Source organism: Mucilaginibacter aquariorum, assembly GCF_024498135.1.
GTDB classification, from domain to species: Bacteria; Bacteroidota; Bacteroidia; order Sphingobacteriales; family Sphingobacteriaceae; genus Mucilaginibacter; species Mucilaginibacter aquariorum.
Genome location: NZ_JANHOH010000001.1, coordinates 578,586 through 601,069, shown reverse-complemented (window position 1 = coordinate 601,069; position 22,484 = coordinate 578,586). Strand labels below are relative to the sequence as shown.

Here is a 22,484-nt window from a genome sequence, read left to right as displayed (position 1 = left end):
AGGTACAGTTAACAGCGTTCAAACATAATGAAAAATAAAATATTGAACAGGTTGAAAAGAATGATTTGTGGCTTTGCCGCGATAATAGTTTGCTTCTCATTGTTTTCGTTCACATCAAAAAATTACATAAAAAAGGATACCGTTGTAAATAATAGTTTTAAACTTAAAACTATTATTGTTGATGCAGGCCATGGCGGTAAAAAAACGGGTGCATTCGGCTCTTATTCAGTTGAAAAAAATGTAACGCTTGCAATAGCACTTAAATTGCAGAAAGCGATAGAAAAAGAAATGAATGATGTTAATGTTATCATGACGCGTACTACCGACGATGACGTAGCCTTCCGTTCAAGGGCAGATATTGCCAACTCCAATCATGGTAATGTGTTTATTTCTATACACTGTAACTCGTTGTCAGACAGGCGCCGAACCCAAGTAGTTGGTTATAAAAAAGGCAAACGAGGCAAAAAAATACCTATATACAAAACAGTTTCGGTTCCAGACCGTTCAGGGAAAGGGCCTTTACTGCTTGTTTACAGTACAAAAAGAATAGGCCCGCAAATTGAAGCGCTTCGTGAGAACGCAGAATTGTATGAGGATAAAAATTACAAAGATCAATATAATGGTTATGACCCGGACGACCCTGCATCGGTTATTTTGCTCAATGCATTTAAAAACAAGTACCGTAAACAAAGCATTCACCTGGCCAATTTAATAAATACGGAGTTTACCGATGGTGATGGCCGCCGAAGCGAAGGTGTGCGGGAACAGGTACTATTTGTGCTCGACCATACAGCGATGCCATCGGTATTGGTAGAAACAGGTTATATAAATAACCACGATGATGAAGAGTATTTAAACTCAGAAGCCGGGCAAAATGAGATCGTGGACTCGATAGTGAGGGCATTGATCAATTATAAAAAAGAAGTAGAACAAGTAGTAACACAATAAATATACATCGGCTTAATGCCTGCAACCTATACACACACCTATGAAAATTTCTAACGAAACTAAAATTGGGGCATTAACCGCAATATCCATAACCATATTAATATTAGGATACAGCTTTTTACGCGGGAATGATGTTTTCTCGTCAGCCAATAAATTTTACGCCATTTACCGCAGTGTTGAAGGTTTAACCATATCAAAGCCTGTTTTGGTAAATGGATTTCAAATAGGCAGGGTATCAAAAATGGAGTTACATGCAGATGGCCGCACCACTGTGGAGTTTAAAGTAGATAGACAGTATGACATACCCGATAATACTTTAGCCAAATTACAAAGTACCGATCTTTTAGGCAGCAAGGCTATTGTTTTTGAATTAGGCAATAGTACCAAATATGCCGCCGATCAGGATACCCTCCGCGCTGATATACAAGGCAGCCTGGCAGAAAGCCTGCAGCCAATTCAGAAAAAAGCCGAGGTATTAATAACTAAGGTTGATTCTGCCCTGGGAGCTATTAATAAAATTATGAACCCAAAATTTCAGGCAAACGTTGATCGTAGTTTTGCAAGTATTGCTAACTCACTTCAAACTTTAGAGGGTACTACCAAAAAGATAGATGCCATAGTTGGCGCGCAAAGCAGCCACATCAACTCTATAATGGCTAATGCAGATATCGCATCAAGTAATTTGAAAAACAGCACAGCAAGTTTAACAGGTATCTCTACCAACTTTGAAAGGGTAAGTACCGATCTGGCTAACTCAAACATTAAAGGGACTTTAGATAATGCCAATAAAGCCGTAGCCGATCTACAAGCTACCATGGCTAAGATCAACAGCACACAAGGGTCTTTAGGCTTATTGCTCAATGATACTAAGATGTACGATAATCTTAACTCTGCATCGGGCAACCTAAATAACCTGTTCCTGGATATTAAAGCACACCCAAGCCGTTACGTACACTTCTCGGTATTTGGTAAAAAAGCAGACTGATTTTAGAGATTAGAAGTTGGTGGTCAGAGATTAGATTAATGAGGGATTTTAGCTAATCTCTAATTAACTAACCTCCATTCTCTCACTCACTTATAATAAACGTTTTTCCTTCTACTGCAAGTTCTGTGTTTGGGAAAACGCTTTGTGCTTCGTCTAATAACTCATTTAGCGTTTTGTAACGGGCCGAAAAATGACCAATGACCAATTTGCCCGCATTTACTTTTACTGCCACCTCACCGGCCTGTAGTGCGGTTGTATGATGGGTTTGGTTTGCCCTATCCAGCATGTCATTCAAAAAAGTAGCTTCGTGGTAAAGCAGCGTTACGGCGTTTATCTGCGGTAAATAATTTTCATTGTAAAGAGTATCTGATACGTAAGCATATGATTTGGGCTCCTGGGGTTCAATGGTAAGTACGCTATTTTTATAAATAGTACCATCGGGGGCCTCATAATCGTTACCCTTTTTAATTGCTGGATAATATGGAATTGGTATTTCCAACTCCGCTATCTTTTCTTTGATCAGTTTCCTTAAACGTTTTTTTTGCCTGAATAAAAAGCCGGTGCAGGGAATACGGTGATTAAGTGGAATGGTTTCTACAAAAATATCCTGGTTCTCTAATATCACTCCCCTGCTGGTAGCATCAGTAAAAATAAACTCAACAGGATAATTCAACGTGGTTTCAGAGTATTTTAATTGCAGGTCTACAATCTCTTTTAAAGGCGGCGGGCAAAATACCTTTAAGGTTTTTTTACGGCCGTTAAGGTGCATAGATGATAGCAGGCCAACTAAACCAAGATAATGGTCGCCATGCAAATGACTAATAAAAATGTAATCTATGCGGCTGGCTTTAATATCAAACCGCAGCATCTGCTGCTGGGTACCTTCGGCGCAGTCAACTAAATAAAGCTTTTCGTTTATATTAAGTATCTGCGCAGTGGGGTTCCTGTTAAAAATAGGGGTCGCAGAGCTGCTGCCCAGTATTGTAACTTCAAACTTCATACCGGGGTAAACAGATTATTATCTAACTTCCTTCCTCAATTCTTTTTCTATCTCTTCCATAAAAATAAGGTCGATGCCTTCTTCGCATGTTGGAACAATAGAAAGCACATTATCCAGCTGTGATATTGTAATCAAGCGGGAAACAGCTTCATTTAAGCCACATAGTATGAATGAACCGGTTGCATTTTTACATAAACGATGCCCTACCAATAAACTGCTTAAGCCGGATGAATCTGCAAATTTCACTTGTGAAAGATCAAGGATGATATTTCTTTGGCCTTCTGTGTTGATCAGTATCAACTCGGATTTTAGCTGAGGCGTAACCAAAGAGTTTAATTTTGATTCGTTAAGCTTGATTAGAATATATTTCTCGTGCTTGTCAACCGTGAATTTCATATTACCGTAATTAAAAAGCTAAGATATAATTAATTTATCTTTAATTAAAGAATTACAAACTGGCCAAAGCCGTATTAATTGAGTTTTCAACTCTTTTTACTACGTCGGTAAGCTCGTGTTTAACAAAAGCCTCGCCTGTAATTTGTTCATAAAGTTCAATATATCGCTCAGATATCGACTGTACAATTTCTTTGGTCATCTCCGGGACTTTTTGCCCATCCTTACCCTGGAAACCGTTTTCAATCAGCCATTTTCTAACAAATTCTTTCGATAGTTGCTTTTGAGCCTCGCCGCTTGCCTGGCGCTCCGCATACCCATCGCTGTAAAAATACCTTGATGAATCTGGCGTATGTATTTCATCTATCAGGTAAATGGTGTCACCAACCTTGCCAAACTCGTATTTGGTATCTACCAGTATCAGGCCTTGTTTGGCCGCTATTTCGGTACCACGTTTAAATAACTGGCGGGTGTAATTTTCCAGTTGAACGTAATCTGCTTCGCTCACAATACCTTGTTTCAGTATTTCCTCACGGGATATATCCTCGTCATGCCCTACTGATGCTTTTGTAGTTGGGGTGATGATAGGCTCCGGCAAAATATCATTCTCTTTTAAACCTTCGGGCAAAGTAACACCGCAAACATGGCGTTTGCCTAAGGCGTACTCGCGTGCGGCATGGCCGGCTAAGTATCCTCTTATTACCATTTCTACCTTAAAAGGTTCGCAAATGCGGCCAATGGTAACACTTGGGTCGGGTACGTTTATTACCCAGTTAGGTACTATATCTGAAGTAGCCTGTAAAAACTTAGCAGCTATTTGGTTTAATACCTGCCCTTTGTAAGGGATAGCCTCGGGCAGTACCACATCAAAGGCCGATATACGGTCAGTAACCACCATTGCCAGGTATTTATCTCGTATTGTATAAACATCGCGGACTTTGCCCTTGTAGTAGTTGGTTTGTCCCTTAAAATTAAAATGTGTTTCTTTTATTGCGTCCATTATGGATTAGATATGAGATGTGAGATTGGAGATATGAGACCAAATATCTTCAGTCTATCCCAATCCTCACATCAAAACTCTTATAATCTATTACAAGTTAGACATCAGTTCGAGCAAAATCTCAAATCTCAAATCTAACATCTCAAATCTCTTATTGAATATCCCCGTAAGCTTCCAGAATGCGTTTTACCAGTTTGTGGCGTACAACGTCTTCCCCGCTCAGGTAAACAATATCAATACCTTTTATATCGGTTAATATGCGCAAAGCGGTATATAAGCCCGATTGCTGTTTCTTTGGCAGATCTATTTGTGTTACATCACCCGTTACTATGAATTTAGCTGATGGCCCCATACGGGTCAAAAACATTTTTAGCTGCATATCTGTAGCATTTTGTGCTTCATCTAAAATCACAAAGCAATTATCCAGCGTACGGCCACGCATAAATGCAAGCGGTGCTATCTCTATTGTACGGTTCTCCAGGTAAAGCTTTAGTTTTTCGGCCGGTATCATATCGTCCAGCGCGTCATATAAGGGGCGCAGGTACGGATCAATCTTCTCCTTTAAATCGCCTGGTAAAAAGCCCAGGTTCTCCCCTGCCTCAACAGCCGGGCGGGTAAGGATAATACGCTTTATCTCTTTGTTTTTTAAAGCCCTAACAGCTAATGCAACCGCGGTATAAGTTTTACCTGTACCTGCGGGGCCTATGGCAAACAAGATATCGTTTTTGCTCAGGCTATCAACCATGCGGTGCTGGTTTGGCGTGCGTGCCCTAACCATAATGCCGTTGGGGCCAAATACCAAAACTTCGCCACTGGCAAACTTATCAGGGGTACTCTCGCCTGCTGCTGCGGGTTTGGTAGTAGGCTTGGCGCCTAATATCCGCTCCACATCAATAACATTCAAACTCTCAAATTTTTCTACATGTTGCAACAGGTGATCGAATTTTTCCTGGAATAAGGTTAGTTCGTGCTCATCACCCAAAACTTTTATTTCGCTGCCACGTGCAACTAATTTAAGCTTAGGGAATTGCTTCTTTATGATCTCGAAATGATCGTTATTCGGTCCCCATAATACTGCGGGGTTTATTTGCTCAATTGATAACTTTAGCTCGTTCAATACTAATTGATTTTTGTCAGTTTGCGAATTTTTATGAATTAAAAATTGAATATTTGCACCTTTAAATGCTTTACAAGATTAGCAATAAATATTTACAAAATTAATGGCAATTATAACTTTAACTACTGATCTGGGCGATAAAGATATTTATCAGGCTGCCCTTAAAGGTAGTATTTATAAATTGCTCCCAACGGTAAATATTGTAGATATTACTAACAATGTTGCTGCCTTTAATGTGCAGCAGGCCGCCTTTATTTTAAAGAACAGTTTTTACTATTTCCCAGACAATACCGTACACCTTATAGGCATTGATACTGTGTACAATACGTACACCCGTTACCTTGCTGTTAGGTACAAAAACCACTACTTTGTTGGTGCCGATAATGGCATATTTTCGCTAATGTTTGACCAGGACCCGGAAGAGATTGTGGAAATAAATATTATGCAGGATCTGAAGTTTTTACACTTCCCGCTGGCAGATATTTTTGTGAAGGCTGCCTGCCACTTAGCCAACGGCGGAACTTTAACAGAGATAGGCCTGCCGGTAACCAGCGTTGAAAACAAAATGAACTTGCAGCCCGTTATAGAAAAGAATTTAATAAAGGGGGCGGTGATCTATATCGATTCGTTCCAAAATGTGATAACCAATGTTACCAAAGAGTTTTTTAACCGTGTGCAGCAAGGCAGGCGTTTTGTACTTTACTTTAAACGTAACGAAACCATAAGCCAGCTTAGCTGGCATTATAATGAAGTACCCGAAGGCGAAAAACTTTGCTTATTCGGTATAAGTGACCATCTGGAGATTGCCATAAACAAAGGCAACGCCAGCGGACTTTTAGGCCTAAACCTTGGCGATAGCGTAATTATTGATTTTCAATAAACTAAAGGCTATGAAATATTTATTGCTTTTAACTTCCCTCCTGCTTTTTAGTGCCGGTGTTTTTGCACAGGTAAATACAGATTCGGTTACCTATAACAAACAACGCAACAAGATAAATGCAATGCTTGCCGCCCGCAAGGTAAAGTTTAGTCAGTACGATAGCAGCCTTACCAAACGCAGCGGAATATTTCGCATGCAAACCAAAAACGATATCCGCAGATCAAACGATATACTGATGGATATTGTGAGTACCGACGACGAGATCTTTATAGAACTGAAGAAACTTTTTGACTATCGGACATCGCAATTAAACTATACCGCGTACCAAAAAAAACAAATAGAGAACAACGCGAAGGAGATTGAGAAAGCCCGTATTGGTTACATGAATACCATCAATAGTTATCGTAAGCAAAACGAAGCCTTAAGTGCCCAGCTAAAAAAGCAAATTGAAGATTATGAGAAGAAAAAAGTACTATCTATTATAGTATTTGGTTTCATGCTTGCGTCAATTTTAGTGCTATTGGTCATTAATAGGAAAAGAAAGGCTTAATTTTACGTTTTAATTAAAATAGTACATCAAAATATAAATGGCAAGAGGACGACTGAACAGTGGCAGTAAGGCAGAAGCAGAATTACCCAAAGCAAAAATAAATTCGCAAAGTTTACAGAAAGTAGCCAAACTACTCACCTACATAAAACCGTATCGGGGCAAATTCATAGCCGGTTTACTATTTCTGTTTATATCAAGCCTGGTTGGCCTTGCCTTCCCCGCTATATTAGGGGCTTTAATTGATGCCGCTCAGGATAAATACAAATACTCTTTTTTACCCCATAGCATAACTTTAATAGGTATTACCGGCATGGTTTTGTTGTTTGGCCAGGCGTTTATATCATTTTTCAGGATAGTTTGGTTCGTGCAGGTAGCAGAAAAATCATTGGCCGATATCAGGCGCGATACCTATTTTAAGCTGATAACCCTACCCATGAACTTCTTTGCTAACCGCAGGGTTGGTGAATTGAATAGCCGCATTTCTGCAGATCTTTCGCAGATACAGGATACACTAACTACAACAATTGCCGAAATGGTAAGGCAGTTGGTAATTATGATAGGCAGTGTGGTATTATTGGCCATAGTTTCTATAAAACTTACACTTGCGGTACTGGCTATATTACCCTTCCTTATTGCATTTGCAGTTGTTTTTGGCCGATTTATACGCAACCTGTCAAGGCAGGCACAGGATAAGCTGGCTGAATCTAATACTATCATCGAAGAAACCTTACAGGGCATTGCCAATGTTAAGGCTTTTGTGAATGAATCGTTTGAGGCTAACCGCTATAACAAGATCTTGCGCGATGTAGTAAATATCGCTGTCCGCGGTGCAAAATTCAGAGGTGTATTCGCTTCGTTCATCGTATTTTGTTTATTTGGGACTTTTGTAGGCGTAATATGGTATGGCTCGGTACTGGTGCATAACCACGAAATGTACTTTGGCGATCTTACTACCTTTATCATGTACTCCATATTTGTAGGTGCTGCAATGGGTAGTTTCCCGGACTTGTATGCTAACCTGCAAAAGGCTGTTGGAGCCAGCGAGCGCGTTTTAGAGATACTGGATGAGAAGGGCGAAGATGTTTCTATCAACGCTATAGATAATGTTGTAAAACAGAAAATTTATGGTAACCTGGCGTTTAATAACGTGGTGTTCGCCTACCCTTCGCGTTCGGAGTTAACGGTTTTAAAAGACATTTCTTTTACTGCCGATGCCGGGCAGCGGGTAGCTATTGTGGGGCCAAGTGGTTCGGGTAAATCTACTATGGCGGCGCTGATATTGCAATTTTACCATCCGCAAAGCGGAAGCATTTACTTTGACGGACTGGATGCCGATGAATATGCCTTAACCGATATCCGTAACCAGGTAGCTATAGTGCCGCAGGATGTACTGCTGTTTGGCGGTACCATATTAGAGAATATCGCCTACGGTAAACTGGGCGCAAGCAAAGAAGAAATTGTAGCGGCCGCTAAAAAAGCCAATGCGGACCAGTTCATTACCTCCTTCCCTGAAGACTATGATACTATTGTGGGTGAACGTGGCGTAAAACTATCCGGTGGACAACGCCAGCGTATTGCCATTGCCCGTGCATTACTTAAAAACCCCGCTATATTGATACTGGATGAAGCAACCTCATCGCTCGATTCAGAATCTGAACGTTTGGTGCAGGAAGCGCTGGAGGTACTGATGAAAGGCCGTACGTCTATTATCATAGCTCACCGCTTATCAACCATCCGCGAGGCAGATAAGATCATTGTACTGGAAAAAGGTAACATCATAGAAACCGGCAATCACCAGGAGTTAATAGCCAATGAGCAGGGCTTATACCGTTATCTGAGCCAGTTACAATTCGAGACCGCGCAGAGCTAATTGAAAAATTAAAAGTTTATGCTTAGGCTATTAGTTAGGTTAATTAGCTCACGCATTATTTAAAATTCCACCAAACTGTTTTCTTAGGCGGATTGCCCAAGGTGTAAGGCTCGCCAATACGAGGAATGCTTACCTGAACACCCAGCTTTTCGGCAGCGGGAAGGAGCTCCTTTACAGGTTCGTTCCAGGGATGATCAGCTGCTTCAAACTTGGCCCAGTGGATAGGCTGCAGCAAACGGGCCTGCAGATCAATAGCTGCCTGGGCCGCTTGCCCCATCCACAGATGTGCCCATGGCCAGTTTGGACTGTACTGTCCGCATTCTAAAAAAGCCAGATCGAATGGGCCATACTGTTGGCCTATTTGTTTAAAGAGTGGCCCATATCCACTATCGCCACCGTAAAAAAACCGGTAGTGATCTGTCTGTATCACATAAGATGCCCAAAGCGTTTTATTTGCTTTGGCATATGTGCGGTTACTGCGGTGCTGCGCCGGGGTAGCGGTAACCTGGAGGCCACCAGGTAGCGTAACCGACTGGTTCCAATTCAGTTCAATTATCTTTTTAGGATCAAACCCCCAATATATCAGATCCGAACCTACACCCATTGGCACAACCGCCGTTTTTATATGGTCTTTCAATCTTTTCAGGGTCCGGTAATCCATGTGATCATAGTGGTCATGGGAAATGATGAGCACATCTATAGGCGGCATATCCTTCGCATGGTAATTAGTAGTTCCTTGAAATGCCGTCATCAATCCAGGCACCGGGCCGGCATGGTTGCTAAAAATTGGATCGATGAGTACGTTACCCTGCCCGGTTTTGATGAGCAAAGATGAATGCCCAAACCAAACCACGATTGGTGCAGGTGCTGTTAGTGTTTTTAGATCAGTTTTGACCCATGGCAACCCGTGAGAAGGCCTGGTGATTTTAGAACGGTTGTGTAACAACAAAAGTAACTTGTTGCGTTTGACTGTCGTGTCAGAACGTTCAGCCAAATTTTCGAAACCGCCATTTTTGTAATTAGATAGAGTGTCTAACCGGGCGAGCGCTTCACCTTCGGGATTTTTCCCCACTGACTTTACCAGGCCACAACCCACGATCGTTATCAGCAACAACACAACCACCCCAATCCCCAAACAACTCCTTATCATAAACCCAAAAACGCTTAAGGTTAGATAATTATTTTATCAACGACGTATTGCAGGCGAATTGAGCTTCAAATGTTACAGAATCAAAATTGGAGCTTATTGTTATTGTTGGTTTGTTCCTTTTAGAAAATCTGTTGTTGAGATATCCTCAGAAAAATAAGTCAGGAATTGTCCGGTTTGTACTAAAAATGCCTGTTCCATTTTGTTCACTTCGGAACAAGTGGACAGACGTTAAAAACTGTAATTATATATAAATCAAATGTTTAGTTTAAAATAGTTAAATATCTTTTTTTGGCTTGTAGTTAACTTTATAGTGCCTAAAATAGGCCGAAATAAAGTCGAAAAAAGACTAAAAAAATCCCGGTTTTTCTGTCAATCATTTTAAGACGAGTCAATATGTTCATTTTTGTTCCATTTTTTAAAAATGGAACAGAATTAAAAAAAATATAAAATACTGTAAAAAAGATAGTTGCTTATATAATTTAAAGTTAAACTTTAAATAGAGAACGAAAGGTAAAAACATTAATATGCTGATTATAAACATGTTCCACTTGTTCCGCTTGTTCCATTATTTTAGTGGAACAAGACAAAAATGGAACAGTCAAAATCTCTTAAAATTCAAGGATTAATTGTTATTATTGCAATAGGCCACATACCCTTGTATACGGCCCGCGAACTAAATAAATGAAATTAACTATACACGGCGCTGCCCAACAGGTAACGGGCAGCATGCACCTGCTTCAGGTAGGTCAATATAAAATACTGATAGACTGCGGCCTCGATTACGAGAAAGATCATAACATACAGGTTAACGAAGATTTTGGCTTTAGACCCGAAGAGATAGATGTTGTTATTTTAACACATGCGCATATCGACCACTCAGGCAACCTGCCCACCCTGGTACGAATGGGTTTCAATGGCCAGATCCTTTGCACGCCCCCTACCGCCGATCTGACGGAGTTGTTACTGCTGGATTCGGTAAACATCTTCTTGCAAAAAGCCCAAAAGGGTAATCATCGTAACAGGCGTAAACATAAACATAGTGCAGGCGGGCCGCAGCCCCTGTACCTGCAAAAGCATGTAATGGATACGGTTGAGCGCTTTGTAACCATAAGTTACAATAAGCCCTTCCGCATTACCGGCGACATCGAACTAACGTTTATACCTGCAGGTCACCTGCTTGGCGCTGCCGCGGCTGTACTGAAGGTAAATGATGAAGGTGTAGAAAAAACAATTGCCTTTACAGGAGATATTGGCCGCAAAAACTACCCGGTATTAAATGACCCTGATCCACTGCCACCGGTCGACTATATCGTATCAGAATCTACCTACGGCGGCAGGATGCATAGCAAAGGGAAATCGGTACAGGAAACTTTGATAGAAACCATCGAAAAAGTTTGTGTAGTAGAACAGGGCCGGTTAATTATCCCTGCGTTTAGTATTGGGCGCACGCAATCGCTGGTATTCGCACTAAATAAGATCTTCAATAGCGGTTTGCTTCCTCCTGTTAAGGTATTTGTGGATAGCCCTATGGCTGCAAGAGCCACCAGCCTTTACCGCAAACACCACAACCTGGTAAATGCCGAAGCACAGGAGTTTTATAACAAACAAGGCGATGAGTTTGAATTTGAACACCTTACCTATGTAGAAACCCTTAAGGATAGCAGGCAAGTATCTAACTATTACGAACCCTGTATTATCATTTCATCAGCCGGTATGCTGGAAGGCGGGCGCATCCAGGATCACCTTTTCTACAATATTCAAAACTACTATTGCACCATTTTATTCATAGGTTATTGCGCTAAGGGCACTTTAGGCTACCGTCTGCTGCGTGGCGACCCTATCGTACACATTAAGGATCGCGACCTGTCTGTTTACGCCACGATCAAACAAACCGATGTTTTAAGCGCCCACGGCGACCATGAGGATCTGTTGGATAATATTAAGACTCAGGACGTAAACAAGCTTAAAGGCGTTTATTTGGTGCATGGCGAGGCGACCAGTATGCAGGCCATGGCCGACGCGTTGGAGCAGGGTGGTTACAAGGTTACCATACCGGAAAAAGCGGTGGCTTACGAGTTGTAAAATTTTTGGTGTAGCGACGTAATATATGCCAATATTGACGCCCCTGGAACGCCCTTAAAACGCCTTTTTTCGCCTTTCAATGGTCGAAGTTTAGCTTAAGTTTCGTCCTATAATGATAAAACTTTAAGTTTTGAGTTTCGCAAGAAAAAGCCTTGCGTTATTTTGGGTCGTTTAAAACTTCGACGAGTATTGATCTATCAACCTTGTCATCCTGAGCGAGAGCGAAGGATCTAATTCGCGAACTTTGCATTTCGAAATTGCATGTCGGCGAATAGATGCTTCACATACGTTCAGCATGACATATCATCAATCAAAAAACTCTTCCGTCGCGGCTACCAATGTTATATGTTCCAATACGGGTTCGGCCTCTAACCCGCTTGCCCAAAGTTCTTCATCGAATTTTTTGAAAGATGCCAAGGACGTTAAAACATTATGCGCTTCTTCGTTTTCAAACTGGTCAAAGTGCATAAAGGTTTTTTCATCCGGCAGTAGCCAGGTGCTATATTTAATCCCGGGATGGTTAAGTTCTTTTAATTCTTTTACTATGCCTGCAATGTTGGCCTGGTTTACCGGCGCAAATTCGGCGGTGGTGGTGTAATGTACCCTTAATGCTTTCATAAACTGTTTTGATTAGACAAATCAAATTTACGTTTGAGAAAGATAAAACGTGAGGCTATTTTAAGACAATATAACAGGTATTTTGCGACAAGATTCACTTCCAATTCCCTTGTCATCCAGAGCGATAGCGAAGGATCTATTAGCGAACTTTGCCTATCGAAATTGCATGTCGGCGATTAGATGCTTCACATACGTTCAGCATGACAAGGAGAAATGACATAGTGGGGAGGATCATTTTTTGCAAAATTGCTTAATCCCGGTTACACATTCCCCCACCCGTGTGCCAGAACATCGGCTATGTGGATGGTTTTTATGGGCAGGTTGTTTTTATCGATATAGCCTTGCAAGTGCAACAGGCATGATGCATCGGTAGAGATGATATAATCTGCTTTGACAGCCAGGGCGTTATCTACCTTTTGCTGCGCCATAGCGGTTGATATACCATCAAACTTAACGGCAAAGGTGCCTCCAAAGCCGCAGCAGGTTTCGTTATCTTTCAGGTCGACAAGCTCCAGGCCTAATACTTTTGACAGCAGCTGGCGGGGTTCGTCTTTAATTTTGCATTCGCGCAGGCCGGCGCAGCTATCGTGGTAAACTGCACGGCCTTCCAGCTCGGCGCCAAAATAATCAACCTGTAATATGTTCACCAAAAAATCGCTCAGCTCGTAAATGTTGCTTTGTATATTGCGGCATTTATTATGCGATGTAGTGTTGGTAAACAGGTCGTTATAATAATTACGTACCATACCGGTACATGATGCCGAGGGCGATACAATTACACTGTCCTCCTTAAAATCATTCAGAAATTTGCTGCCCACAGTTTTGGCATCGTCCCAAAAACCGGCGTTAAAAGCAGGCTGGCCGCAGCAGGTTTGTTCGGGATTGTAATTTACGGTACAGCCGGCCTTTTCAAGCACCTTTACGGTGTTAAAAGCGGTATCGGGATACAACTGATCTATAAAACAAGGAATGAATAACTCAATTGTCATCTGCACAAATCTTTAAAGAGCGCTAAATTCCGAATTTTTCTGCATTTTCTGCTCTGTTCTTAATAAAGAATACAATAAGATAAGCCCAACAACGAAGAACAAGCCCAAAACCAGGGTGGAATTACGCATGCTGCCGGTAAGTTCTTCTATCAGCCCGAAACTGAATAAACCACCTACAATAGCCAGCTTTTCGGTAACATCGTAAAAGCTGAAGAATGAAGCCGTGTCCGGGATGTTCTGCGGCAGAAATTTTGAATAGGTAGACCGGGAAAGTGATTGGATCCCTCCCATTACCAAACCTACAATAACGGCAATAATATAAAATTGAGTGGATGTTGTGGTGAAATAAGCGGCTATGCAGATCCCTATCCACATGAAAACCACAAATATCAGAATGCGAACATTACCATACTTGTCAGACAGGCGCGACATAAGTATTGCGCCTCCAATAGCAACAATTTGTATAATAAGGATGATAGTAATCAACTCTGGTGTTTTCATATGCAGTTCTTTAGCGGCAAAGGCCGTTGCAACCAGCATAATAGTTTGCACCCCCATCGAATAGAAAAAGAACGAGGGTAAATATCGTTTTAATAAAGGCATGCTTTTAATTTTTACCCACACCTTTCCCAATTCAATAAAGCCGCCTTTTATTATATTATGCTGGTGTGTTTGTGCATTGGGACTGCCTTTTGGCAGGACAGAAAAAGGTATGGCAGCAAAACCGATCCACCATAAACCCACCAGCAGGAAGGATAGTTGCGCAGGTAACGCTTTATCGTTAATGCCAAATATCTCAGGCTTTAACACAAAGGCAAAACAAATAAGCTGCAACAATACACTACCTATATAGCCATAAGTAAAACCCTTTGCGCTAACCTTATCCTGCATGTCAAGCGTTGCTATTTCCGGTAGATAGGAGTTATAAAATACAAAGCCCCCGCTATACCCAATTGCCGCCAGGGCAAAACAAATAACGCCCCACTCAATGCGTTCTGCATTAAAAAAGAATAGCCCACAACAAGCAACTGAACCCAAAAGGGTAAAAAACTGCATAAATATTTTTTTATTGCCGCGATAGTCGGCAATAGAGCTTAGTATAGGAAGCAAAAGTACCATAACCATATAGGCAGCAGCCAAAGCATAATTTGTTAGCGCTGTATTTATAAAACTATGGCCAAAAAAGCTTACCTGGTTGCCGTTAGAGGCATTTTCTGTTATGGCTACATAATAAGCCGGAAAAACAGTTGTGGTGATTACGAGGTTATAAGCCGAATTTGCCCAGTCGAACATGGCCCAGGCGCGGATGGTTTTAGGTTTGTTTTTTTCTTGCATTGCACACTAAAAGTATGCAATTTTTGTAGTTTAAGAAATATTTGAAAAAATCAACGTTGCAGCTTATCCCAAAGCAAACTCAACTGCCGCGGCCGAATGGATCTGGGTGGTATCAAACTGTATCACATCAGTATCTTCTGGCTTTATCAGTAAAGGTATTTCGGTGCATCCTAATATAATGCCCTGGGCGCCCTGCTGTATCAGGCTGTCTATTATTTGTAGGTAACGGGCTTTGGTTTCGGGTAAAAATATGCCTTTGCCCAGTTCGTCCATTAACGTCTGGTGGATAAAATCCCGGTCGGTTTGGTTGGGTGTTAATGGCTCAATACCTGCTGCCGATAGTTTATCAGTAAAAAAAGTATGTTCCATAGTAATACTTTGTACCCAGCAAACCAACCTTGGTAAGTCCGTGGCTATTAATAACGTTTGCTGTTGCTGTGGCTATGTTTATTACGGGTAACCCAATTCCATTTTCGGCTTCGTCGGCAATTAAGTGCAGGGTATTTGCACATAATACAATGGCCTGGGCACCGCTATTGCGTAAACCTATGCCGGCTTCAATAACCATTTGGGTAGTTTTAGCCCAATTGTTGGTAGCATGGTTTTTGGCTATCTCGGCATAATTAAACGAGTGTAAAAGCAGCTGTGCGGCATTCACGCCACCCAGTTTATCATTCACGCCCTGATTAATGAATCTGTAATAATCTATAGTTGATACCCAACTTGTACCGCCAATAAGCCCTAAAGTTTTCATGCGGTAAAACTATATTTTTTTGTAAACCCGCACCCTTCTTTTTATGTATAAGACAGCAAAAGGATTACTTTTTACATTAAGCTTACGCAGTATGCACGCCCGTTCAAGCGTCTACGCTTGAATTATATGTTATGTGAGCGTCCACGCTCACGATAACCGGCAGCATGGACGCTGCCAAAGCACTAAAGTCAAGCGTGGACGCTTGACTTGGCGAGGTTTGCGAACGTTTTTTACATTATGCTTACGCAAACCATAGTGTTTAGTAATCGTTACAACATAAAAACAAGTACCATTTCGTACCTTAGCAACAAACATCTATAAATGTCTAAAAAGAATAAACACAACTCCACCATTGACCAGGTGCTAACGCAAATGGTACTGGATATATTTGAACAAAACGGCAATACGCCATTAAATCATAAACAAGTTTCTGCCAAACTTAACGTACGCGACCCTGATGCCCGTGGCGTTATCCTCGATATTTTAAAGAACGAAGCCTTTAAAGGCGTAATGAAAGAAGTATCGCCGGGCAAATTCCAATTACTCGAACTAAAAACCTTTGTTGAAGGTAAGGTTGATCTTACTAATGATGGCTCGGCCTTTATTGTGACCGATGATCCTGATGAAACCGATATTTTTGTTGCCCCACGTAAACTGCGCAATGCCTTAAATGGCGACCGTGTTAAGGTTTATGTATATGCAAAAAGCCGCGGTAAAAATCAGGAAGGCGAAGTAATAGAGATCTTGCAGCGTAATAAAATGGAGTTTACTGGTGTGGTAAAACTATCAGAACGCTTTGCATTCTTTATCCCTGATGATCGCAAAATGATGCACGATATTTTTATCCCCATCAGCGATTTGAATGGTGCCAAAAATGGTATAAAAGCCGTTGCCGAAATTACCGACTGGCCGGCCGGTGCTAAAAATCCGATAGGCCGTATCAAACATATCCTTGGCGTACAGGGCGAGAATGATACAGAAATGAACGCCATACTGGCCGAGTATGGATTCCCTCTATCCTTCCCTGCCGAAGTTGAACGCGAAGCCGAGGAGATACCCAATGATATCACTGCCGATGAAATAGCCAAACGCCGCGATTTTAGGGATGTGCTAACCTTTACCATTGACCCATTTGATGCCAAAGATTTTGATGATGCCTTATCCTTTAAAAAACTGGATAACGGTAATTACGAAGTTGGCGTGCACATAGCCGATGTATCGCACTACATCATCCCCGATTCTGCTTTGGATAAGGAAGCCTACGAACGTGGCACATCTGTTTACCTGGTAGACCGTGTTATACCTATGCTGCCCGAAAGGTTATCAAACGGATTATGCTCGCTTCGCCCTAAAGAGGACAAACTGTGCTTTGCCGCTGTTTTTGAGTTGGATGAAAACGCTGATATTATTGACCAATGGTTTGGTAAAACCGTGATCCACTCAGACAGGCGCTTTACCTACGAGGAAGTGCAAGATGTGATAGAGACTAAAACCGGCGATTATGTGGAAGAGATAGAAAAGCTAAATGCCCTGGCCTATAAACTGCGCGAACGTAAGTTTAAGGCAGGCGCCATCAGCTTTGAAACTACCGAAGTTAAATTTAAGCTGGATGAAACCGGCAAACCTATCGGCGTATATGTAAAAGAACGTAAGGATGCGCACAAACTGATTGAGGATTTTATGTTGCTGGCTAACCGCAAGGTTGCCGAGCATGTAAGCAAAATGGGCAAAGGCAAGCATAAGTACACCTTTGTTTACCGCGTGCACGATACACCAAAACCCGATGCACTGGCCAACTTTGCGCAGTTTGCAGCAAGATTTGGTTATAAGATCAACACAAAATCTGATAAAGAAACCGCCAAATCCCTCAACTTTTTAATGGAGGATGTGGAAGGTAAAAAAGAACAGAACGTACTTACCCAACTGGCTATCCGTTCGATGGCCAAGGCGATATATACCACAAAAAGCAGCAGCCATTACGGTTTGGCTTTTGACCATTACACGCACTTTACCTCGCCTATTCGCCGGTACCCGGATGTGATGGTACACAGGCTGTTGCAGCATTATCTTAACGGCGGCCAAAGTGCCAATGCCGATCATTACGAAGAATTATGCAAGCACAGCTCGCAAATGGAGAAAAAAGCTGCCGATGCCGAGCGTTCATCAGTTAAATACAAACAGGCCGAATACCTTAAAGATCAGGTGGGTAATATATTTACGGGCATCATTTCGGGGGTTACCGAATGGGGGATGTATGTAGAGATTATTGAGAATAAATGCGAGGGTATGATACGCCTGCGTGATATAAGCGATGATTTTTATACTTTAGACGAGAAAAACTACGCCATTATAGGCCAGCGTAAAAAGAAAATTTACCAGTTGGGCGATGAGGTACAGATCCGTGTTAAAAATGTAGACCTTACCAAAAAGCAGATAGACTTTACATTAGTACATAATTAATATGTGATGAGTGCGGGGTGTGGGTGTTAGGTGCGTTAATCCGCTCTTCGCTCCCCCATCCCGCACATTATCGCGCATTCTATACATGAGAAAACTTGAAGATCTGCAGTCGTTGATTGCAAGTTCCGTATCTGAACTGAAATTCCCTGAATATCCCGCGGAATTATACGAGCCAATAAAATATATACTGGCATTGGGTGGCAAGCGTATGCGCCCCGCCCTGCTCCTGATGGCCTGCGATTTATTTGGCGGCGATGTAGAAGCTGCCCTTCCTCCTGCCCTTGCCATTGAGGTGTTCCACAACTTCACGCTGATGCATGATGATATTATGGACAACGCCCCAAAAAGGCGCGGTAAAACCACCGTTCACGAGAAATGGAATAACAATGTAGCCATATTATCGGGGGATGTAATGCTGATTGAAGGCTATAAGCTGATGATGCAGGTTCGCGAGAATATACTACGCCAGGTGCTGGACATTTTTAATAATACCGCTGTAGGCGTATGCGAAGGCCAGCAACTGGATATGACCTTTGAGACGAGTAATAATATCAGCATTGAGGAATACATCAACATGATACGCCTTAAAACGGCGGTTGTATTGGGTGGCGCATTAAAGATAGGCGCACTTATAGGCAAGGCCGATATAAAAGACGCGGAACTGCTTTGCCAGTTTGGCGAGTATCTGGGGATAGCTTTCCAGTTGCAGGATGATATATTGGATGTATATGGCAACCCCGAAAAATTTGGGAAGCAGGTTGGCGGGGATATTATCTCCAACAAAAAAACATATCTGCTGATAAAGGCGCTCGAGCTGGTTAAAGATACCGATGCCGAGGAACTGGTCCGCTGGATCACCTTTACCACTTTTGACCCGGCCGAAAAAGTTACAGCTGTTACTGGCATCTATAACAGTGTAAACATCCGCCAACACGCTGAAGCAGAGATGCAGGCATATGCCGAAAAAGCTTTTGAAGCGTTGGATCAAATTAACCTGCCCGAAGAAAGCAAACAATACCTACGCGATTTTGCAGACGGGTTGTTGGTTAGGGAATATTAAAAGATGAAAACGATACTATTTATATTTATTTGCACTATTTGTTCATTTGCCGCTAAAGCACAAGTTACCGACACGTTAAAAAAGGATACTACAACTTTGCATAACGTTGAAGAATCGCCCGAATTTGTTGGTGGTATTGGTAAATTGATAAAGTTCATTAATAAAAACCTAAAGTACCCGGAGGAAGCAAAAGAGGCAAATTTGCAGGGAAGGGTTATATTGACATTTGTTGTTGAAAAAGATGGCAGTATAAGCAGCGTTTCTGTACAAAAAAGTTTATCGCCCGAGACTGATGCGGAAGCCGTCCGATTAATAAATGCAATGCCAAAATGGATACCCGGTAAAGTAAACGGGCAGCCGGTACGTGTAAAGTTCCAAATGCCTATAAATTTTTTTAAATTGGATGACTAATGTATAGCTCTTGTTGGTGTTGTCACCAACAAGAGCTATACATTAAGACATTACCCACGGCTGTTAATAAATATCAGAATATTCGGCAGCGTGGCACAATAGTACTTCGGCACCCGAGATCGTATTACTATATTCTGGCATGGCCACTAATTTTTTCCATTCGGGGGAATTTACAAAAGCTTGCCAATGAGCATTTCTGGCATCCATACTTTCAAAACTGGTCATATACATAAGGTTAGGCATATGGCTGCCGGCCAGCACAGCGGCATAAAAAACGGCATTAAACCCTAATTGTTTAAACAGGGGGATTTCCCCGCCGGCATTAAACATTTTTACTTTACTGGCATATTTTCTTTCGGTTGGCCCCTCGTAACTGCGCAGCTCATATATCCTATCTTTTACAGCAGATTTAAGTGCAGTCATTTCAAATTTAGGGTGATCGGGAAACGCTTCCAGCAAAACTGTTTCTATCCTTTGATAGGGAACATTATTATACGCTGCTTCAAAATAGCTTTTTCCATCATTGGCCAGCATGGCATCATTATCCAGTTTAGAGGTGATATCATGAAACTGTTGCAATGATTTTAGGGGTATAAATACATAAATCGATTTTGTTTTATTAACATCATTGTCACTTGGCTTAAACACCCTCATCGCTTTTAGCATGGTTGTATCATTGGCAATTAGTTTAAAAACACCAACTTGTTTTATACCCAGGCGGTGCAATGCCGGCAAATAGGCATTTTTTAAAAAGGAATCAACCCGCGTTACTTGTGTATCATCTTTTAACCTGTAAATTTTTAACTGGTAAAAATCTTTTTTGCTTTGGGCAGATACATTTTGCGTTTCAATAAATGCCATCAGTAAAAGGCAAATAAATCTTAAATAGTTAATTCTCATGCTATTAAAGGTTTTTTATGTTCATAAAAGTATATAAAATTCCTTCATAATTTCTAATACATAAAAACCATTTTATATTCAAAATAGCATCCTTTGCACATATAAGTTTTACAAACCTTATCTTCATATATAGATCCACATCCTTATCTTTAAAAACACAATTCCTTATCTGATGAAATATAGATCAAAAATAACCGCCCTGGCAATTATACTTGCCGGCTTTGGGTTGGGTGCCGATGCCCAAACATCCGGCGGCAAGCTTAAACCAGAGCAAGCTATAATGGACGTGCGCCATTACACCATTGCGCTAAACGTTAATTTTCAGCAAAAATCAATAGATGGCTCTACTGTTATTGACGTGATAATGGCGCAACCGACTAAAGTGTTGATCCTTGACCTGTTGGATTCGTTGCACGTTGGCGCTGTTTCGGTAAATGGTAAAAAGGAAGCATTTGACCATAAAAATGGTTTAATAACTATTAATCTTGCAAAACAACTGGCTGCCGGTAAAGCAAGCATCAAAGTAATATACGGCGGTAAACCACGCATTGCCAAAAATCCACCGTGGGATGATGGCTTTACCTTTACGCAAGACTCTACCGGCCACCCATGGCTGGCGGTTACTGCCGAACAAACCGGCGGTAAGATCTTTTTCCCGTGTAAAGATCACCCGTCCGACGAGCCGAACGAGGGCGGCGACATGCTGATAACCGTTCCGAAGGACCTGGTTGTTGCAGGCCCGGGTGTATTAAAAGGTGTAAGTAAAAAAGGTAATACGGCTACTTATCACTGGCAAACCAAATACAGCATAAATAACTACAGCCTGGTATTTAACGCCGGCGATTATACAGTAGTAAAAGGTAGTTATAAATCGGTTGCAGGTAATACTGTTCCTGTTGAGTTTTATGTGTTGAAAGAACATGAATCTAAAGGTCAGCACCTGGTTGATATGACCATTAAGGCCGCCCAATCAAAAGAAAAGTATTTTGGCGAATATCCCTGGGCTAAAGAAAAACTGGGCCTTGTAGAAACGCCGCATTTAGGCATGGAGCATCAAAGTATGAACGCCTACGGTAACAAATTCAGATACACTAAAGTTGGTGGGCAGGATTTCGACTGGCTGATGTTCCACGAATTTGGCCACGAATGGTGGGGCAATAAAGTTACCGCCCGCGATTGGGCCGACTACTGGATCCACGAAGGTATTGATACCTATGCTGATGCCTTGCCAATTTTGGACTTAGAAGGCAAACAGGCTTATATAGATCGTTTCAAGAAATCTGCTTTTGGCATTCAGAATAAGCAACCCATTGTGTTAGGAAAAGATATTGACGAGGCATCGGCGTATAACGGCGATATCTACAGCAAAGGCGGTTACTTTATGCATACCCTGCATTATGTAATGGGCGACAGTCTTTTCTTCCCTACCCTGAAAGGTTTTGTGACCGATCCAAATTTTACCTACGACCATCAGAATGTTACCGATGATGTGGAGCAATATTTCAGCAAGGCTTACGGTAAATCGCTTAAACCATTGTTTGACTTTTACCTGCGTACCACCAATAAGCTTGAAGTAAGCGTAAAAGCCAGGCCAAGAGATAAGTATTTAATAACACTGCAAAATATAAGCACCGACTTGCCAATTGATGTTACTACCGATGCCGGCACAAAACGCATGGTAGTAACCGCCAAAGGGATAACAGTTGACAGTAAAACCACACCGGTTATTGATGCCGATGGCTGGTATTTAAAGAAAGTGATATTGGAATAAAGAAATTTCTCGCAAAGACGTTAATTTTTACTGATAGCGATGGGTGTAAAACCCATCGCTATTTTTTTTCTGTCTCCGTCACGTCATTGCGAGGAGCATAAGCGACAAAGCAATCTCTTTAAGCCATTAGTTTATGCAAAGTGTACAATTGTCCTAAAGAGATTGCTTCGTACCTCGCAATGACGCGGGTTTTATTTAATTATTCCCCACA

21 protein-coding genes are annotated in these 22,484 nt (G+C 41.6%); 10 read left to right on the top strand and 11 right to left on the bottom strand.

Annotation, left to right across the window (positions count from 1 at the left end; translation table 11 throughout):
• Positions 1-27: 27 nt before the first annotated feature.
• Positions 28-948, top strand: a complete 921-nt coding sequence (locus NPE20_RS02580) for an N-acetylmuramoyl-L-alanine amidase family protein (protein ID WP_256537035.1) — start codon at positions 28-30, stop codon at positions 946-948.
• A gap of 40 nt (positions 949-988) precedes the next feature.
• Positions 989-1,933 carry an MlaD family protein gene (locus NPE20_RS02575; protein ID WP_256537034.1) on the top strand — a complete coding sequence of 315 codons (945 nt, stop codon included), beginning with the start codon at positions 989-991 and terminating at the stop codon, positions 1,931-1,933.
• A gap of 82 nt (positions 1,934-2,015) precedes the next feature.
• Here NPE20_RS02575 and NPE20_RS02570 read toward each other — a convergent pair whose 3' ends face one another.
• The 4 genes from NPE20_RS02570 to NPE20_RS02555 form a co-directional block, all read right to left on the bottom strand.
• Positions 2,016-2,933 carry a ribonuclease Z gene (locus NPE20_RS02570; protein ID WP_256537033.1) on the bottom strand — a complete coding sequence of 306 codons (918 nt, stop codon included), beginning with the start codon at positions 2,931-2,933 and terminating at the stop codon, positions 2,016-2,018.
• Positions 2,934-2,951: 18 nt separating this feature from the next.
• Positions 2,952-3,329 carry an STAS domain-containing protein gene (locus NPE20_RS02565; RefSeq protein ID WP_256537032.1) on the bottom strand — a complete coding sequence of 126 codons (378 nt, stop codon included), beginning with the start codon at positions 3,327-3,329 and terminating at the stop codon, positions 2,952-2,954.
• 52 nt (positions 3,330-3,381) lie between these two features.
• Positions 3,382-4,326, bottom strand: a complete 945-nt coding sequence (locus NPE20_RS02560) for a phosphoribosylaminoimidazolesuccinocarboxamide synthase (protein WP_256537031.1) — start codon at positions 4,324-4,326, stop codon at positions 3,382-3,384.
• A gap of 151 nt (positions 4,327-4,477) precedes the next feature.
• A complete protein-coding gene (locus NPE20_RS02555) occupies positions 4,478-5,443 on the bottom strand; it encodes a PhoH family protein (protein ID WP_256537030.1) in 966 nt (321 codons plus the stop codon).
• Positions 5,444-5,546: 103 nt separating this feature from the next.
• Between NPE20_RS02555 and NPE20_RS02550 the strand changes: the two genes are divergently transcribed.
• Genes NPE20_RS02550 through NPE20_RS02540 form a run of 3 tightly spaced genes read left to right on the top strand, consistent with a single transcriptional unit; the run spans position 5,547 to position 8,743 of the window.
• A complete protein-coding gene (locus tag NPE20_RS02550; protein ID WP_256537029.1) occupies positions 5,547-6,323 on the top strand; it encodes an SAM hydrolase/SAM-dependent halogenase family protein in 777 nt (258 codons plus the stop codon).
• A gap of 10 nt (positions 6,324-6,333) precedes the next feature.
• A complete protein-coding gene (locus tag NPE20_RS02545; RefSeq protein ID WP_256537028.1) occupies positions 6,334-6,873 on the top strand; it encodes a hypothetical protein in 540 nt (179 codons plus the stop codon).
• 37 nt (positions 6,874-6,910) lie between these two features.
• Positions 6,911-8,743, top strand: a complete 1,833-nt coding sequence (locus tag NPE20_RS02540) for an ABC transporter ATP-binding protein (RefSeq protein ID WP_256537027.1) — start codon at positions 6,911-6,913, stop codon at positions 8,741-8,743.
• Positions 8,744-8,798: 55 nt separating this feature from the next.
• On the opposite strand, the gene NPE20_RS02535 is transcribed toward NPE20_RS02540, so the two are convergent.
• Positions 8,799-9,893, bottom strand: a complete 1,095-nt coding sequence (locus NPE20_RS02535; protein WP_256537026.1) for an MBL fold metallo-hydrolase — start codon at positions 9,891-9,893, stop codon at positions 8,799-8,801.
• Positions 9,894-10,574: 681 nt separating this feature from the next.
• Between NPE20_RS02535 and NPE20_RS02530 the strand changes: the two genes are divergently transcribed.
• Entirely contained in the window at positions 10,575-11,975 is a 1,401-nt protein-coding gene (locus NPE20_RS02530) for an MBL fold metallo-hydrolase (protein ID WP_256537025.1), read from the top strand.
• A gap of 306 nt (positions 11,976-12,281) precedes the next feature.
• On the opposite strand, the gene NPE20_RS02525 is transcribed toward NPE20_RS02530, so the two are convergent.
• The 5 genes from NPE20_RS02525 to NPE20_RS02505 form a co-directional block, all read right to left on the bottom strand.
• A complete protein-coding gene (locus NPE20_RS02525) occupies positions 12,282-12,593 on the bottom strand; it encodes a hypothetical protein (protein ID WP_256537024.1) in 312 nt (103 codons plus the stop codon).
• Positions 12,594-12,853: 260 nt separating this feature from the next.
• The gene (locus tag NPE20_RS02520) at positions 12,854-13,582 is read right to left on the bottom strand and encodes a (Fe-S)-binding protein (RefSeq protein WP_256537023.1); all 729 of its coding nucleotides are present in this window, start codon (positions 13,580-13,582) and stop codon (positions 12,854-12,856) included.
• Positions 13,583-13,594: 12 nt separating this feature from the next.
• Entirely contained in the window at positions 13,595-14,917 is a 1,323-nt protein-coding gene (locus tag NPE20_RS02515; protein WP_256537022.1) for an MFS transporter, read from the bottom strand.
• A 63-nt stretch (positions 14,918-14,980) separates the two neighbouring features.
• A complete protein-coding gene (locus NPE20_RS02510) occupies positions 14,981-15,286 on the bottom strand; it encodes an aspartate/glutamate racemase family protein (RefSeq protein ID WP_256537021.1) in 306 nt (101 codons plus the stop codon).
• A complete protein-coding gene (locus NPE20_RS02505) occupies positions 15,264-15,671 on the bottom strand; it encodes an aspartate/glutamate racemase family protein (RefSeq protein WP_256537020.1) in 408 nt (135 codons plus the stop codon). The genes NPE20_RS02510 and NPE20_RS02505 overlap by 23 nt, the downstream gene beginning before the upstream one ends.
• 321 nt (positions 15,672-15,992) lie before the next feature.
• Between NPE20_RS02505 and rnr the strand changes: the two genes are divergently transcribed.
• The 3 genes from rnr (at position 15,993) to NPE20_RS02490 (ending at position 19,602) form a co-directional block, all read left to right on the top strand.
• On the top strand, positions 15,993-18,131 hold the full coding sequence (gene rnr / locus NPE20_RS02500; RefSeq protein ID WP_256537019.1) for a ribonuclease R: 2,139 nt from the start codon (positions 15,993-15,995) through the stop codon (positions 18,129-18,131).
• An 85-nt stretch (positions 18,132-18,216) separates the two neighbouring features.
• On the top strand, positions 18,217-19,191 hold the full coding sequence (locus NPE20_RS02495) for a polyprenyl synthetase family protein (RefSeq protein ID WP_256537018.1): 975 nt from the start codon (positions 18,217-18,219) through the stop codon (positions 19,189-19,191).
• Between the two features lie 3 nt (positions 19,192-19,194).
• Positions 19,195-19,602, top strand: a complete 408-nt coding sequence (locus tag NPE20_RS02490) for an energy transducer TonB (protein ID WP_256537017.1) — start codon at positions 19,195-19,197, stop codon at positions 19,600-19,602.
• Between the two features lie 63 nt (positions 19,603-19,665).
• Here the strand turns inward: NPE20_RS02490 and NPE20_RS02485 are convergent, their stop codons facing one another.
• On the bottom strand, positions 19,666-20,502 hold the full coding sequence (locus NPE20_RS02485) for an NIPSNAP family protein (protein WP_256537016.1): 837 nt from the start codon (positions 20,500-20,502) through the stop codon (positions 19,666-19,668).
• A 172-nt stretch (positions 20,503-20,674) separates the two neighbouring features.
• Between NPE20_RS02485 and NPE20_RS02480 the strand changes: the two genes are divergently transcribed.
• Complete coding sequence (locus NPE20_RS02480) at positions 20,675-22,273, top strand: M1 family metallopeptidase (protein ID WP_256537015.1); 1,599 nt, start codon at positions 20,675-20,677, stop codon at positions 22,271-22,273.
• The last annotated feature ends 211 nt before the right edge of the window (positions 22,274-22,484 follow it).

Excerpts from the sequence above, each read along its gene's own strand:
- NPE20_RS02535 (WP_256537026.1), bottom strand. The coding sequence starts at position 9,893 with ATGATAAGGAGTTGTTTGGGGATTGGGGTGGTTGTGTTGTTGCTGATA.
- NPE20_RS02580 (WP_256537035.1), top strand. The coding sequence starts at position 28 with ATGAAAAATAAAATATTGAACAGGTTGAAAAGAATGATTTGTGGCTTT.
- NPE20_RS02505 (WP_256537020.1), bottom strand. The coding sequence starts at position 15,671 with ATGAAAACTTTAGGGCTTATTGGCGGTACAAGTTGGGTATCAACTATA.
- NPE20_RS02490 (WP_256537017.1), top strand. The coding sequence starts at position 19,195 with ATGAAAACGATACTATTTATATTTATTTGCACTATTTGTTCATTTGCC.
- NPE20_RS02525 (WP_256537024.1), bottom strand. The coding sequence starts at position 12,593 with ATGAAAGCATTAAGGGTACATTACACCACCACCGCCGAATTTGCGCCG.
- NPE20_RS02515 (WP_256537022.1), bottom strand. The coding sequence starts at position 14,917 with ATGCAAGAAAAAAACAAACCTAAAACCATCCGCGCCTGGGCCATGTTC.
- NPE20_RS02530 (WP_256537025.1), top strand. The coding sequence starts at position 10,575 with ATGAAATTAACTATACACGGCGCTGCCCAACAGGTAACGGGCAGCATG.
- NPE20_RS02495 (WP_256537018.1), top strand. The coding sequence starts at position 18,217 with ATGAGAAAACTTGAAGATCTGCAGTCGTTGATTGCAAGTTCCGTATCT.
- NPE20_RS02560 (WP_256537031.1), bottom strand. The coding sequence starts at position 4,326 with ATGGACGCAATAAAAGAAACACATTTTAATTTTAAGGGACAAACCAAC.
- NPE20_RS02570 (WP_256537033.1), bottom strand. The coding sequence starts at position 2,933 with ATGAAGTTTGAAGTTACAATACTGGGCAGCAGCTCTGCGACCCCTATT.
- NPE20_RS02480 (WP_256537015.1), top strand. The coding sequence starts at position 20,675 with ATGAAATATAGATCAAAAATAACCGCCCTGGCAATTATACTTGCCGGC.
- NPE20_RS02540 (WP_256537027.1), top strand. The coding sequence starts at position 6,911 with ATGGCAAGAGGACGACTGAACAGTGGCAGTAAGGCAGAAGCAGAATTA.
- NPE20_RS02520 (WP_256537023.1), bottom strand. The coding sequence starts at position 13,582 with ATGACAATTGAGTTATTCATTCCTTGTTTTATAGATCAGTTGTATCCC.
- NPE20_RS02510 (WP_256537021.1), bottom strand. The coding sequence starts at position 15,286 with ATGGAACATACTTTTTTTACTGATAAACTATCGGCAGCAGGTATTGAG.
- NPE20_RS02565 (WP_256537032.1), bottom strand. The coding sequence starts at position 3,329 with ATGAAATTCACGGTTGACAAGCACGAGAAATATATTCTAATCAAGCTT.
- NPE20_RS02485 (WP_256537016.1), bottom strand. The coding sequence starts at position 20,502 with ATGAGAATTAACTATTTAAGATTTATTTGCCTTTTACTGATGGCATTT.
- NPE20_RS02575 (WP_256537034.1), top strand. The coding sequence starts at position 989 with ATGAAAATTTCTAACGAAACTAAAATTGGGGCATTAACCGCAATATCC.
- rnr (WP_256537019.1), top strand. The coding sequence starts at position 15,993 with ATGTCTAAAAAGAATAAACACAACTCCACCATTGACCAGGTGCTAACG.
- NPE20_RS02550 (WP_256537029.1), top strand. The coding sequence starts at position 5,547 with ATGGCAATTATAACTTTAACTACTGATCTGGGCGATAAAGATATTTAT.
- NPE20_RS02545 (WP_256537028.1), top strand. The coding sequence starts at position 6,334 with ATGAAATATTTATTGCTTTTAACTTCCCTCCTGCTTTTTAGTGCCGGT.